Origin of the sequence: Rhodohalobacter sp. 614A, from assembly GCF_021462415.1 — a bacterium.
GTDB lineage: Bacteria > Bacteroidota > Rhodothermia > Balneolales > Balneolaceae > Rhodohalobacter.
This window is the reverse complement of the sequence record NZ_JAKEDS010000003.1, coordinates 393,368-406,911: the sequence shown is the minus strand read 5'-3', so window position 1 is coordinate 406,911 and position 13,544 is coordinate 393,368. Positions and strand designations below refer to the sequence as shown.

The 13,544-nt window shown below is 41.7% G+C and carries 11 protein-coding genes and 6 tRNA genes; 5 read left to right on the top strand and 12 right to left on the bottom strand.

The features are described 5' to 3' along the window. Positions 1-2: 2 nt before the first annotated feature. On the bottom strand, positions 3-428 hold the full coding sequence (locus L0B18_RS15545) for a VOC family protein (protein ID WP_234572716.1): 426 nt from the start codon (positions 426-428) through the stop codon (positions 3-5). Between the two features lie 69 nt (positions 429-497). Beyond that, the gene (locus L0B18_RS15540) at positions 498-986 is read right to left on the bottom strand and encodes a DinB family protein (RefSeq protein ID WP_234572715.1); all 489 of its coding nucleotides are present in this window, start codon (positions 984-986) and stop codon (positions 498-500) included. Positions 987-1,173: 187 nt separating this feature from the next. Between L0B18_RS15540 and L0B18_RS15535 the strand changes: the two genes are divergently transcribed. After that, positions 1,174-2,157 (top strand): GlxA family transcriptional regulator, encoded by a 984-nt coding sequence (locus L0B18_RS15535; RefSeq protein WP_234572714.1) that lies wholly within the window; start codon positions 1,174-1,176, stop codon positions 2,155-2,157. 67 nt (positions 2,158-2,224) lie between these two features. Beyond that, complete coding sequence (locus L0B18_RS15530) at positions 2,225-2,512, top strand: hypothetical protein (protein ID WP_234572713.1); 288 nt, start codon at positions 2,225-2,227, stop codon at positions 2,510-2,512. Positions 2,513-2,842: 330 nt separating this feature from the next. Here L0B18_RS15530 and L0B18_RS15525 read toward each other — a convergent pair. The 7 genes from L0B18_RS15525 to L0B18_RS15495 all read right to left on the bottom strand — a co-directional run bounded on the left by L0B18_RS15525 (position 2,843) and on the right by L0B18_RS15495 (position 4,639). Beyond that, positions 2,843-2,915 (bottom strand) — tRNA-Glu (locus tag L0B18_RS15525). 80 nt (positions 2,916-2,995) lie between these two features. Continuing rightward, positions 2,996-3,069 (bottom strand) — tRNA-His (locus L0B18_RS15520). 9 nt (positions 3,070-3,078) lie between these two features. Further along, positions 3,079-3,151 (bottom strand) — tRNA-Glu (locus L0B18_RS15515). 29 nt (positions 3,152-3,180) lie between these two features. Beyond that, positions 3,181-3,251 (bottom strand) — tRNA-Cys (locus L0B18_RS15510). Positions 3,252-3,327: 76 nt separating this feature from the next. Then, positions 3,328-3,401, bottom strand: a tRNA-Arg gene (locus tag L0B18_RS15505). A gap of 93 nt (positions 3,402-3,494) precedes the next feature. Further along, positions 3,495-3,568 (bottom strand) — tRNA-Pro (locus L0B18_RS15500). A gap of 99 nt (positions 3,569-3,667) precedes the next feature. Next, positions 3,668-4,639 (bottom strand): glycosyltransferase, encoded by a 972-nt coding sequence (locus L0B18_RS15495; protein ID WP_234572712.1) that lies wholly within the window; start codon positions 4,637-4,639, stop codon positions 3,668-3,670. A 70-nt stretch (positions 4,640-4,709) separates the two neighbouring features. Between L0B18_RS15495 and L0B18_RS15490 the strand changes: the two genes are divergently transcribed. Next, positions 4,710-5,810 (top strand): hypothetical protein, encoded by a 1,101-nt coding sequence (locus L0B18_RS15490; protein ID WP_234572711.1) that lies wholly within the window; start codon positions 4,710-4,712, stop codon positions 5,808-5,810. 91 nt (positions 5,811-5,901) lie between these two features. On the opposite strand, the gene L0B18_RS15485 is transcribed toward L0B18_RS15490, so the two are convergent. The 3 genes from L0B18_RS15485 to rpsT all read right to left on the bottom strand — a co-directional run bounded on the left by L0B18_RS15485 (position 5,902) and on the right by rpsT (position 10,417). Next, positions 5,902-8,499 carry an ATP-dependent Clp protease ATP-binding subunit gene (locus tag L0B18_RS15485; RefSeq protein ID WP_234572710.1) on the bottom strand — a complete coding sequence of 866 codons (2,598 nt, stop codon included), beginning with the start codon at positions 8,497-8,499 and terminating at the stop codon, positions 5,902-5,904. 155 nt (positions 8,500-8,654) lie between these two features. Further along, entirely contained in the window at positions 8,655-10,160 is a 1,506-nt protein-coding gene (gpmI, locus tag L0B18_RS15480; RefSeq protein WP_234572709.1) for a 2,3-bisphosphoglycerate-independent phosphoglycerate mutase, read from the bottom strand. 2 nt (positions 10,161-10,162) lie between these two features. Then, complete coding sequence (rpsT, locus tag L0B18_RS15475; protein ID WP_234572708.1) at positions 10,163-10,417, bottom strand: 30S ribosomal protein S20; 255 nt, start codon at positions 10,415-10,417, stop codon at positions 10,163-10,165. A 130-nt stretch (positions 10,418-10,547) separates the two neighbouring features. Between rpsT and cmk the strand changes: the two genes are divergently transcribed. Together cmk and rpsA are read left to right on the top strand one after the other, a co-directional pair. Then, positions 10,548-11,204 carry a (d)CMP kinase gene (cmk, locus tag L0B18_RS15470; RefSeq protein ID WP_234572707.1) on the top strand — a complete coding sequence of 219 codons (657 nt, stop codon included), beginning with the start codon at positions 10,548-10,550 and terminating at the stop codon, positions 11,202-11,204. Between the two features lie 61 nt (positions 11,205-11,265). Further along, positions 11,266-13,221 carry a 30S ribosomal protein S1 gene (gene rpsA / locus L0B18_RS15465; RefSeq protein WP_234572706.1) on the top strand — a complete coding sequence of 652 codons (1,956 nt, stop codon included), beginning with the start codon at positions 11,266-11,268 and terminating at the stop codon, positions 13,219-13,221. Positions 13,222-13,544 lie beyond the last annotated feature (323 nt).

Genomic DNA, 13,544 nt, shown 5'->3' with positions numbered 1-13,544 from the left:
ATCTATAAGTTTTGGCCCGGATAATAAACCATCCATTTTATTCCGAATTTGTCTGTAATCATTCCAAACATATTAGCCCATTCTGTTTTCATCAACGGCATATCGATTTCTCCACCGGCGGATAATCTGGTGAACAGCGTTTTAGCTTCATCTCTGCTGTCTGTTTCAAGCTGGATAGAAAAATTAGTTCCAGCCGTAATGGTTTGTCCTGACGCTTCGATGATGTCTGATGCATATAATGTTGTCTCGGCACCTATTGCCAGTGCCACATTGGCTACCTTATTCAGATCATCACCGGAGGCACCCATGTTATCTTCCAGATCCTTATATCTGTCAATTCGAAGCTCACCCCCAAAAACTGACTGATAAAAGGTGAAAACCTCTTCGGTATTACCGTTAAAACTGAGATATGGATTTACTGATTTCATATTGTATAGGTTTAGATTGTTAAAGTATTTGTGATTGAAATCCTTTTCATCAAATTCTACTGACTACCGTCACTCATAACTCATTGGCGGTTTCCCAAATCCTCTTCTCAAAATCCCGATCTGACCGATGTGGTACGCCGTATGATGATTGATAAATGCCCAAAGTTCGCCTTTAGAATTTGCCACCTGGTGGAATGGAGAAGGAGGAGTTTCACTGAGCTGCGAGTCTGTTAATCGCTTTAAGGCATTCTTTGTAGGTTGATAAAGATCATTCCATTCTTTTTTAATCTCCCCGATTGATGGATACGGGAAGTTGTCTTTCGCTTTTGACTGCATCATCACAGCAAACAAGTCATTCCACTTTACAACTACATCAACTCCGGCTGCCCTGGCCAGTCCATACTGTGAGTTCAAAAGGTGACCTGCCAGGTATTTTACATGATTGATATTTGTATCATTATACAATCTCTGGTTACTTTCCTCATCAGTAAATTCCTGCAACACATTATTGTAGAGGCGATGATGCAGGTCAAATTGTATCAATAGAAATTCTTTCATGATTTGCTTACTCCAGTTCCTGACTAATGGTCTGCAAATATTATAATGGCAGAAAAGCAAATATGTGGGGTGTGAATCCGCCAATATCACTGGTTGATTGCGACAATTGTATTTGATTAATTACAAATCATCAGCAGTGAGGGATTTTCCACAACTCATATCCAATCAACCTTAATTCTTTCAAGTCATGAAACACGTTTCCATTCTTATACCTCGTGGCCATACCAGTGTTGTTAACATTGGCGGAACGCATCAGATTTTAAACATGGTGAACCAAATTTTGGCAGGGATGCAGAGTCCGCCTGTTTTTGACGTTCACCTGGTTGGGCTTGAAAGAGAAACCAGGCAGAGTCACGGACTATTTTCTGTCGCACCTGATTGCCTGATTGACGAAGTAAATTCAACAGATCTTATTATTATCCCCGCTATCCATGACGATCTTGAAAAAGCTCTGGAAAGAAACAAAGAATTTATACCGTGGATTGTTCAGCACTATAAAGAAGGGGCAGAGGTGGCAAGCTTTTGTGTGGGTGCTTTTTTCCTGGCTGCAACGGGCCTTTTAGACGGAAAACAGTGCGCAACACACTGGATGCATGCAAATAATTTCAGAGACCGATTCCCGAAAGTGGATGTGGTTGATGAAAAAATCATGACCGAAGAAGACGGAATTTATACAAGCGGCGGGGCGTATGCTTTCCTGAATCTTGTTCTGCACCTGATCGAGAAATATGCGGGACGAGAAACCGCCGTTGTGGCATCCAAAGCATTTTCCATTGACATTGATAGGGACAGTCAGTCTGCCTTTATCATTTTTGAAGGACAAAAAGATCATGGTGATGATAAAGTGATCAGGGCTCAGAAATACATAGAAGATCACTACCAGGAAACCATCCGGGTGGATGATTTGGCGGATCTGTTTGCTATCAGCCGAAGAACACTGGAACGACGATTCAAGAAAGCGACATCCAATACGGTTACGGAATACATTCAACGCGTGAAAGTGGAAGCTGCGAAAAAAGACCTTGAGAGAACACGAAAAAATGTAAACGAAGTGATGTACGATGTGGGCTATTCCGACACTAAATCATTTCGCGATCTTTTCCGAAGAATTACCGGCCTTACGCCCATTGAATACCGCGATAAGTATAATCGGGATGCTGTAGCTGTTTAATTTCTTCGATTCTTCGCGTAATTTTCCGTTTCAAGATGAGAACCCACAACGACGAAAACCTGAGATCATGCGAATCATAGCCATCGAAGTAGAAAAACCCGGATTAAGTAAAAGAGATTTTGTGCCCCACTTGAGAGACGAAGCCAAAGAAGGATGGGAGCTGTACAAAGAGGGGTTTATCCGTGAAATGTATTTCCGGGATGATAAACCCGAGGCCGTCTTAATTCTCGAAGCAAAGGATGTGGAGGAGGCCGCAAAGAAATTGTCAAAACTGCCGCTGGTGAAAAACGGTTTGATTACTTTTGAGCTAATACCCCTTCAACCTTATTATGGGTTTGAGCGGTTATTTGAATAGGAATCTGAAAAATGTGGATGAATCATAACCGCAAAGCACACTTGATCAGATTTTAAGCCCGATCATTTAATTATAATTCTTTTCTCGATGAGCCTCTTATGGCTGATCGTGGGTTTAGCTGCTTTTCTGTATGATGTGAATCTAAAAGCGATCAAAATACAGGTAGATCAGCTATCATGATTCTCTTGTTGGGATTTTATTGAAGAGCATTCTTTTTGGTAATAATCAGTCCTGGATTTTAAGAATCCGGAAATAGTTTTAAGAATTGTTATAGTATGAGATGTGAATCAAAAAAAATCCCGGATCCAAAAATGAATCCGGGATTTTGAGTACCGCGTACGGGATTTGAACCCGTGTTACCGCCGTGAAAGGGCGGCGTCCTAAACCCCTAGACGAACGCGGCAATTGTGAGATAATAGATGTGAGTCATGAGAATTATTTAGTCTCACATCTCAAGTCTCATATCCCAAATCTAAATAGATGGGAGCCTGATGGGATTTGAACCCACGGCCTCCAGGGCCACAACCTGGCGCTCTAACCAACTGAGCTACAAGCTCCGAGTAAAGTACCGCGTACGGGATTTGAACCCGTGTTACCGCCGTGAAAGGGCGGCGTCCTAAACCCCTAGACGAACGCGGCAGGTATCAAAACAATAATTCAAAAAAAAGAGGCGACAGGCGGATTCGAACCGCCGTACGAGGTTTTGCAGACCTCTGCCTAACCACTCGGCCATGTCGCCTTTGTTAATGTCGCCTCTGAATGATCAGTAAAACAAATTAATGCTTGTATATCATTCAAATCAATAAAAATTTCCGTACGCCCGACAGGACTCGAACCTGTAACCTGCTGCTTAGAAGGCAGCTGCTCTATCCAGTTGAGCTACGGGCGCTCGTTTAATTCTCAATGCTGAATTACTGAATTTTGAATGGAAACTGCTTCGCACCCGTCATAATTCAAAATCAATAATTCATCATTTGTTTTGTCGGGGAGACAGGATTTGAACCTGCGACCCTTCGCTCCCAAAGCGAATGCGCTACCGGCCTGCGCCACTCCCCGAAATTCATTCAAAAATTGTGAGAATGAATATCTTTAAATCAGAATGTCAAAAGAATTACAAGATAAAAGTTTTAGAATCTGATTGCAATTTCTATCCGCTTAATTTTTTGAAGATTTAAAGAAATCTCGCCAGAGTTCTGAGAGAAATCCGATTGAGTAGGCTGTAAGTTGAGTGAAAGCAGCAACTACCGATAAAAGAGCAATCTTTAAACTTTTCCCTTTCAGGAGTGATTCCATAAAAAAAATCAATGCATAAATCAGGTATAGAAGGTAAAGGTGTTTCAGAACGTAGACATCGAAAACTAAAAATAGAATGGATGCTATCAGGCCAACCAGAAAAAAAGTAGGGAACAGGTGTACAAGCTTTACTTCTTCGGGATAAAATCGCCGAATGTTAATTCTTGCACGGCCAAAAAAGTGTAGCTGCCAAAAAAATTGCTTGAGGTTTGTTCGCCGTTTATGATAGACGTACGCGTCTTCAATCAAAACCGACTTAAATCCGCTTTTGATGATCCGCATACTCAATTCCAGGTCTTCACCCATTCGGGTAATTTTATACCCACCTGTTTTTTCAAAAACCTCGCGACTGATTCCCATATTAAAACTACGCGGGTGGAATCCTCCAAGATTTTTTTTATTTCCACGAATCCCGCCTGTTGTGAGAATGGAGGTCATGCTGAAATTGATCGCTTTCTGAAGAGGAGTGAAGGAAGAGAGGGCTCTGTCTGGTCCACCCCAGGCGTCTGCCGGATTTTTTGCCAAAAACTGATTTACTACTTCAAAATAGTGTTCCGGGATGATACAGTCTGAATCAAAAACAACGAAATAATCCCCTTTTGCTCTTTTAAAACCAAAATTCCTTGAGAATCCCTGGCCACTGTTTTCTTTGTAAAAATACCTGATGTTCAATGAATTCGAGAATTCATCAACTATTTTTTCTGAAGATTTTTGGGAACCATCTTCAACAATTAGAACTTCAAAGTGGGTGTACGTTTGTTTGGTAAGGCTTTCGAGCAGCTCATAAATTTCATCCGGCCGGTTATAAACCGGAATGATGATAGAGTAGAACATCTGTGCATTTCATTACAAAATTCTCGTTCTTTCAGTGAATTTGAATATAACAACATTAAGCTTTCAATCGATGAAGTTTCTTTTTACGGCGATCCTCTTTTTTTGTAGTTCCTCTCTTCTTTTTTCACAAAATATTAATATCGAATCACCAGCAGATCAAAACTCATATTCCACGAATACATTCTCTGCGAATGGAGGTACCATTACGATTTCTAATGATCAATTTGTTTTGGGATCAACAACGGTAACGAATCCGGTGGCTTGGTCACTTTCTTCATCCAACCAAAAAGCTTCTTTCCTCCAAAGGGAAAATGGTATAAACCTGATGAGTTATAATTCTGAAGGCGAGTTGCTTGCTCAAAGAAATATGGAGTTTTTTGTTCCAACGGATAACACGGTGAATACCTACCAGTTTGATTCAGGCAGAATTGTGCTCCGTGATAATGTTGCCAATTTTACTTTTTTAAATTCAAAGGCTGAAACGGCTTATTCGGTATCCAATAGTTCGGGAAGTATGGATGGTGAAAGAGAATCTCAATTAGCAGCAGATGCATCTGGGAATACCATTGTGCTTTATAATCCGGTTATTTCTTTTGGTTCGCAGACCGGTTCCAGAGCCCAGCTGGTCTATGGAGATAGAAATACCGAGGTCTTTTTTAACAGCAGAACTGAAGAGATTCAGAATCTACGCGTGAGTGATGACGGCTCTTTTATCACGATTTTATTGAATGGAGGAGGTGGAAGCAGAATTGCAATATTTGACAGGTTTGGAAATGAGATTTTTGACATTGAGTCAGATGAAAATTTAGTCGGTGCCACATTGAATGAAAACGCATCGCATCTCACAATCTACTCAAGTGGAAGGGTACAGGTTTACGAAATTCCCGATGGTGGCCGTGTTGGTAGTGCCTCATCAAGAAGTTCAATCATTTTTGCAGGGTATGATCCTGGGAGTCAAACGATTATCGCTTTGGGCGGAACCCAGAATGGAATAGAGATTAGTGAACCGGAAATCACTGCGGTTAGCATATCTGCGAGAGAAATAGCGAGACAGGAGGTGCCTTTTTCCATTTCCACATTAGATGCAAATCGGCTCGATTTAGCAAAAAATGGAGCTAAATATGAAATTGAAGGTTTAAATCGCAGGCTTTTTGTTGGAGTCTCTTTTTGAATGCACCCTTCTTTAATGGAGGGTAATAAAAAAAGCACGTGACTGATGGGCCACGTGCTTTTTTCTATTCTTAGCTATTTAATTCCCTGTGTCAGGCTTTTGCTTCCTGTTCAGATTCTTCCGAAGGAGAATTGTCTTCATCACTATTGCTAGCGGATGATGACGGTTCGGATGTTTCAGGTTCCGTCCAGTCGAACTCAAGTCCGTCGCGTGATTTGTTCATCTTAATTTTGATGACAGACCCTGCCGGGTGATCTACACCAAGCAGTTCTTCCGCAAGCGGATCTTCAACATATTTTTGAATAGCTCTTTTCAGAGGACGTGCACCAAATTTCTGATCAAATCCTTTGTCAGATATAAAATCTTTGGCTCCTTTTGTGAGCTCAAGTTCATATCCAAGATTCCGGATTCTTACGAAGAGTTCGTCAGAAAGGATGTCGATGATCTTGAAGATGTCTTCTTTTTCCAGTGGTTTGAATGTTAAAACATCATCAATTCTGTTCAAAAACTCCGGATTAAAGACTTTTTTGAGAGCATCCTGGATGGTTGATTTCATCTGTGCGTAGTCGAACGCGCTGTCGCCGGCAGAGAACCCGATCCCTTGACCCATATTTCGAATATCACGCGCACCAATGTTGGATGTCATGATAATAATGGTATTTCGGAAATCGACTTTTCGTCCAAGGCTGTCAGTAAGAATTCCATCATCCAGCACCTGCAGAAGAATGTTAAATACATCCGGGTGTGCTTTTTCAATTTCATCAAGAAGAACAACGCTATATGGCTTTCTGCGAACTTTCTCGGTTAAAATTCCACCTTCTTCATAACCAACATATCCGGGAGGCGCACCCACTAATCTGGATACACTGAATTTCTCCATGTACTCACTCATATCAATTCGAATGAGGGCTTCATCCTTATCGAACAGATATTTTGCTAATACTTTGGCCATTTCCGTTTTTCCTACGCCGGTTGGTCCAAGGAAAATAAATGAACCGATCGGCCGCGCCGGATCTTTCAGGCCGGCCCGCGTTCGCTGGATAGCTTTTGTAAGTTTTACGATTGCTTCATCCTGACCAACAATATTCTTGCCGAGTTCTTCCCGCATTTTGAGAAGCTTCTGACCTTCTTTCTGGCTGATTTTGTTGACCGGAACACCACTCATCATAGCAACTACAGAGGCAACATCTTCTTCAGTTACATCATAAACAATGTGTTCGGATTCTTTTTCCCACTCTTTTTGAGCTTGTTCGAGCTCTTCGATCAGCCGTTTTTCAGAATCCCGCAATCGGGCGGCTTCTTCAAACCGTTGTTTTTTAACCATGGAGTTTTTCTCCTGGCTGGTTTTTTCGATCTCCTCTTCGAGGGAAAGAATATGGTCCGGCACCGTGATGTTCGACAAGTGAACACGTGCACCAACCTCATCAAGCGCATCAATAGCTTTATCGGGGAGGAAGTGATCGGTTACATATCGGTCAGTCAGTTTCACGCAAGCCTCAATTGCCGCGTCATCATATTGAACGCTATGATGTTTCTCGTACTTCCCTTTAATTTGATTAAGAATTTCGAGCGTTTCATCAAGCGTGGTTGGATCAACCATAATTTTCTGGAACCGCCGTTCGAGAGCACCATCTTTCTCGATATACTGCCGGTACTCATTCAAAGTTGTAGCACCAATCGCCTGAACTTCACCACGGGCAAGAGCCGGCTTCAGCATATTGGATGCATCAAGCGAACCGCTTGCACCACCGGCACCTACAATGGTATGGAGTTCATCGATAAACAGAATAACATTATCGGTTTTTTCCAATTCACTCATAACCGCCTTCATTCGTTCTTCGAATTGGCCGCGGTATTTGGTTCCGGCTACAAGAGCAGCCAGATCAAGTGCAATCACCCGCTTGTCGTAAAGAACTCTGGAAACTTTTCTTTCCACAATTCTTGAAGCCAATCCCTCGGCGATTGCAGTTTTACCAACTCCCGGTTCTCCAATAAGAACGGGGTTGTTCTTTTTGCGGCGGCTCAGAACCTGGGCCACACGCTCAATTTCCTTTTCCCTACCAATGATAGGGTCAAGCTTGCCATCCTCAGCGAGTTGTGTAAGATCTCTGCCAAAATTGTCGAGTACAGGTGTTTTTGACTTTTCCATTTTCTTTTCTCTGGAGCTACCGGATGATTGTGAACCTTTGGATGATGACGGTGGAGTAGAAGAACTCGCCGTACGGGCGTCGCTTTGATCGGTATCGCGGGTATTCCCGGAGATGATCATATCCAGTTCTTCACGGACAGCGTCATACGAAACACTAAACTGTTGTAGAATTTGAGCAGCAATATTTTCCTCATCTCTAAGCAGAGATAAAAGGAGGTGCTCAGTACCTATTGTATCACTTTTATATAGTTTTGCTTCGAGATAGGTAATTCTTAAAACCTTCTCGGCTTGTTTGGTGAGCGGAATGTTCCCAACGGTTACCGTTCCTCCGGTACCACGGACAGTATCCTCAATTGTCTTTTTTAATTTAAACAGATCACAATTCAGATTTTTCAGGATGCGAATGGCAACTCCATCACCTAATCGCACGATTCCCAGAATGAGGTGTTCCGTGCCAATATAATCATGGCCTAACCGGAGTGCCTCTTCACGGCTGAATTGAATTACATCACGAACTTTACTTGAAAAATTACCCTCCATAGCGGGACCTAAAAGATTTGTCGTTGCTAACTTTTTTAGCGTAACGAGTGAAGTAGTTTTTTAGTTCATTCACCTACGAAAGTAGTATGGTGAAAATGCAAATGCAAACAATTGAAACAGGAATTTAAAATTTCCTGAATTCCTGACGGGTAATATTAGAAGAGAGGAGTACCGGTCATTTCTTCAGGCTGCTCCAAACCCATTATTTTTAGAAGAGTTGGAGAAACATCGGCGAGTATTCCATTTTTTAGTGAAACATTGCGATCCGTTACTAAAACAACAGGCACAGGAACCGTTGTATGTGCCGTGTGAGGGCTTCCATCCGGCTGGACCATACAGTCTGCATTTCCATGGTCGGCAATGATGAGCACTTCAAATCCATTTTCCACAGCTGTTTCTGTAACACGTTTCAGTTGTTTGTCAACGGTTTCGATAGCTTTAACGGCAGCTTCCATAATGCCTGTGTGGCCAACCATATCCGGATTGGCAAAATTTAAAATCGCCAGGCTGTAATCTTTTTTAAGAGCTTCAACCAGTTTGTCACCAACTTCGGGGGCACTCATTTCCGGTTGTAAATCGTATGTTGCAACCTTTGGACTTGGTACTAAAATCCGATCTTCTCCTTCGTTTGGAGTTTCAACCCCTCCATTGAAGAAATACGTTACATGCGGATATTTTTCAGTTTCAGCTATGCGTAACTGTTTCAATCCCTGCTTGCTCACATATTCGCCAATTGTATTTTTCAGGCGGTTAGGAGGAAAAGCAACATGTGTAAAGGAGTTGAATGTGTCGTCGTAGTCGGTAAAAGTAATATAGTGGAGATCAAGATCTTCAGTTTCAAATGGAATCTCATCAAAACGGAAGAGAGCTTTTGTGATCTGGCGCGCCCGGTCTCCCCGGATATTAAAGAAGATCAGTACATCACCTTTTTCGATTCGGCTGTTCTCAGAAGTTTTGATCCGATGTGGCATCAGGAACTCATCGGTAATATCATTCGCATAACTTCTTTCGAAAACTTCAGAAGCCTGGTCAACTTCTGTTCCCTTGCCGTGAATCAGGAGATCGTAGGCTTGTTGGGTTCGCTCCCAGCGGTTATCACGATCCATTGCGTAATATCGCCCAACAATTGAAGCGATTGTGCCAACACCAATTTCTTCAGCTTTTTGCTCAAATTGTTTCAGGTACTCAGCGCCGCCATTTGGGGAGGTATCTCGTCCATCGGTAAATGCATGGACATACGCATTATCGATGCCATACTTCTCAGCCATTTTGAGAAGTGCATACAGATGCTCGTTATTGCTGTGAACTCCGCCATCAGAAAAAAGCCCCATAAAGTGAATTTTTCCTTTCTCTTTGGCTTTTTCAAATCCGGTGGTCAGAATCTCATTCACAAAAAACTCTCCCTCTCTGATTGACTTATTAATTCTTGAGAGCTCCTGCCATACAATTCGGCCGGCACCAATATTAAGGTGGCCTACTTCAGAGTTTCCAAACTGACCGTCGGGCAAACCTACATCTTCGCCGCTGGCAGAAAGTTGAGCATGTGGATATTTTTCGATCAGTGAATCGAAAAATGGTTTATTGGCTTTATCAACGGCACTAACTTCTGGATTTTCGGCAATACCGAAGCCGTCTAATATAACAAGCAGAGCTTTAGACAATGTTACGACAGGTTATTTACGTGTGTGGTAAGCTGAGATTTTTTTCTGGCTGCTGTATTCGGATGAATAATATTTTTAACAGCCAATCGGTCAATAAAGCTAACCGCTTCTTTCAGGCTCTTTTCAGCTTGTTCTTTATCTGATGCAGACATTACTTTTTTAACAAGCGTTCTCATCTTAGAGCGACGTGTATTGTTGTGTGCTCTGCGCTTTTTACTTTGGCGCAAACGTTTAATTGCTGATTTATGCTGTGGCATAACTGGTGTTACTCTTTATAATTTAAATACTCTTTAGTGTTCAGAACCATAAAATTAACGCTTCTATATTCAAGTTACAAGAAGTGATTGAATGTTTAGAATAAAAAATTTAATTTAGCTGTTCTCTGATATGATCATAGTAATTGATGGGCCGGCTGGATCCGGCAAAAGTTCTACCGCAAAGAAAATAGCCGAATTGCTCGATATCCAATATCTCGATTCGGGTGCACTCTATAGAGCGCTTACTTTTTTATGGTTGAGAACGGAACCATCCGATCTGTCGAAGTTCTTTGAAATGTTGCCGGATGTAAAACTGGAAACTGAATATGTGCATCCAACCTTTCAGGTAAAAATGAATGGTGAGGATATCACAAAAGAAATTCGGAGCCAGGAAGTTGCAAACCATGTAAGTGAAATGGCTGCTGAACCAAAGGCGCGATCATTCGTGAATCAATACATGCGAAAGCTTGTTAAACATGATACATACATTGCGGATGGGCGCGATCTCGGAACAGCTGTTTTCCCAAATGCAGATTTGAAATTTTATATGGACGCTTCATTAGAAGAAAGGGCGAAACGGCGTTACCGTGAATTAGAGTCCATTGAGGCTCATGTCACTTTTGAAGATGTGAAACAAAATCTTAAAGAAAGGGATTATAAAGACAGTAACCGCAGTGCCGATCCGCTAAAAAAAGATGATGGCGCAATTTTAATTGATACAACCGGAAAAACATTTGATGAACAGATCAGCGAAATGGTTGAGATCATCAGAGAAAAATCAAACTAAAACAATAATTAAACCCTGTATTTCGAAAGTCGAAATGCAGCAGATTTCAACAGGTAACTAAATGACTGACGAAGTAAACAAAAATAACGAAGAACAAGAATTAGAAGAAGTAGAGACTACTGTAGCTACCGAAACTGCAACAGAAGAAGCAGAAACGGAAGAAACGGTTGAAAATGAGGAAGCTGTTGCCGAAACGGAAGAATCATCTGAAGAAGTTGAAGAAGAGAGTCCTAAGAAAAGAATTCCAACCTTTACCGGCGAAGTAGAAGGAGAAACCTATACGTTTGATCAACTCCAGGCTGCTTCAGAAGACTATACGGATGAAGAATTTCACGAGCTTGCAGGAATGTATGAGAATACGCTCAGTGAAATTGAAGAGAAAGAGATTGTAACAGGTATTGTTGTATCCGTAGATGAAAAATATGTAATTGTTGACATCGGATTTAAATCCGAAGGTATTGTACAGGCAAACGAATTTTCAAATAAGGTTTTAGAAAACCTTGCCCCCGGCGATGAAGTGGAAGTTTTCCTCGATAAAGTGGAAGACAGAGAAGGACAGCTGATTCTTTCACGGAAAAAAGCTGATATTCTTCAGGCTTGGGAAAATCTTGAAAGCTCTTACGAAACCGGCGAAGTTATTGAAGGATATATTCAGCGACGTATCAAAGGTGGTATGGTTGTGGATGTATTCGGAATTGACGCGTTCCTTCCGGGTTCTCAAATCGACGTTCGACCTGTTCGCGATTTTGACGCTTATGTTGGAAAAACCATGGAATTCCAGGTTGTAAAACTCAACATGCAGGCGGAAAACGTGGTTGTTTCTCACCGCGCTCTTATTGAATCTGATCTTGAAGATCAGCGTCAGGAAATTCTCGAAACCATCGAAGCCGGCCAGGTTCTCGAAGGTATCGTGAAAAACATTACCGACTTCGGTGTGTTTATCGATCTTGGCGGTGTAGACGGTCTGCTTCACATTACAGACCTCTCATGGGGTCGTGTTGAGCATCCAGAAGAGATTGTTAAACTCGATCAGCGCATGAACGTTGCCGTTATCGATTTTGATGAAGACTCCAAACGAGTATCCCTTGGTCTGAAACAACTTCAGCCGCATCCATGGGATGAAATTTATGAGAAATATCCTGAGAACATGCGGGTTCAGGGACGTGTGGTTTCTATTGCCGATTACGGTGCGTTCATCGAGCTTGAAAAAGGCGTTGAAGGGTTGATCCATATCAGTGAAATGAGCTGGACACAACACATCAAACATCCTTCTCAACTTGTTCAGAAAGATGACATTATTGAATGTGTGGTTCTGAACATCAACGAAGATGAGAAGAAAATCTCTCTTGGTGTGAAGCAGCTTGAAAAAGATCCCTGGGAAGATCTTCTCGACAGATACCCAATCGGATCTACTCACAAAGGAGAAATTCGCAACCTCACCAACTTTGGTGTATTTGTTGAACTCGAACCGGGAATCGACGGACTTATCCACGTTTCGGATCTGAGCTGGACAGAAAAAGTTGAGCACCCGAACGAAGTTGTTGATAAAGGACAGGAAATTGAAGTTGTAATTCTTGCTGTTGATTTTGACAACCGACGTATCACTCTGGGACACAAGCAGGTTCAGGAAAATCCGTGGGAGAAATACGCGGAAGAGTATGGACTCGGCTCCAAAGTAAAAGGCGAAGTTTCCAAGATTACAGATAAAGGAATGTTTGTGAAATTGGATCTTGGTGTGGATGCTTTCCTCGCCGGCAATAAACTTGCTGATTCTGTTGAAGATCTGAAAGAAAACTTCAAAGAAGGTGATACCGTTGAAGGATTTGTGGTAGAGTTTGACGAGTCAAGCAAAACGATCGAATTGTCTCAGATTGAAGATGATGTGAAGAAGAAAAAGCCAAAAGCGAAAAAATCTGAGAAATCAGAAAGTGTAGAAACGGGAACACCTACGTTAGGTGAGGTTTCCGGTTTGGCTGATAAACTTGCTGAGAAAGAAAAAAACGAAAAAGAGAAGTAGTTCACTTCACATAACTTCTCTTTAGTTAATTATGTCAAGGCCTCTGTTAAAAGCAGAGGCCTTTTTTTATGAGATGCTTGTGAGAATGAGAAGCATGATTTACAAGAAAATCAAGAGATAGATGGTTTAATAACAGAATGAACTCTTCTGAAATGTCAGCAGACCTATGCCGAAAATGATACATCATTATAATCTTGTATCAACTACATTAGGTGACACAAAAAAGAGTGAATAACTTTTTAGGTCATTATTGATATAAAAAACCTGAGCATGGTCAATGCCGCATATTGTTTTACACTCGCGTGCAGTTTATCTATAAATAA

Coding starts and splice junctions, on each gene's coding strand:
- L0B18_RS15530 (WP_234572713.1), top strand. CDS start 2,225: ATGCGAATCATAGCCATCGAAGTAGAAAAACCCGGATTAAGTAAAAGA.
- L0B18_RS15485 (WP_234572710.1), bottom strand. CDS start 8,499: ATGGAGGGTAATTTTTCAAGTAAAGTTCGTGATGTAATTCAATTCAGC.
- L0B18_RS15490 (WP_234572711.1), top strand. CDS start 4,710: ATGAAGTTTCTTTTTACGGCGATCCTCTTTTTTTGTAGTTCCTCTCTT.
- L0B18_RS15495 (WP_234572712.1), bottom strand. CDS start 4,639: ATGTTCTACTCTATCATCATTCCGGTTTATAACCGGCCGGATGAAATT.
- cmk (WP_234572707.1), top strand. CDS start 10,548: ATGATCATAGTAATTGATGGGCCGGCTGGATCCGGCAAAAGTTCTACC.
- L0B18_RS15535 (WP_234572714.1), top strand. CDS start 1,174: ATGAAACACGTTTCCATTCTTATACCTCGTGGCCATACCAGTGTTGTT.
- L0B18_RS15545 (WP_234572716.1), bottom strand. CDS start 428: ATGAAATCAGTAAATCCATATCTCAGTTTTAACGGTAATACCGAAGAG.
- L0B18_RS15540 (WP_234572715.1), bottom strand. CDS start 986: ATGAAAGAATTTCTATTGATACAATTTGACCTGCATCATCGCCTCTAC.
- rpsT (WP_234572708.1), bottom strand. CDS start 10,417: ATGCCACAGCATAAATCAGCAATTAAACGTTTGCGCCAAAGTAAAAAG.
- rpsA (WP_234572706.1), top strand. CDS start 11,266: ATGACTGACGAAGTAAACAAAAATAACGAAGAACAAGAATTAGAAGAA.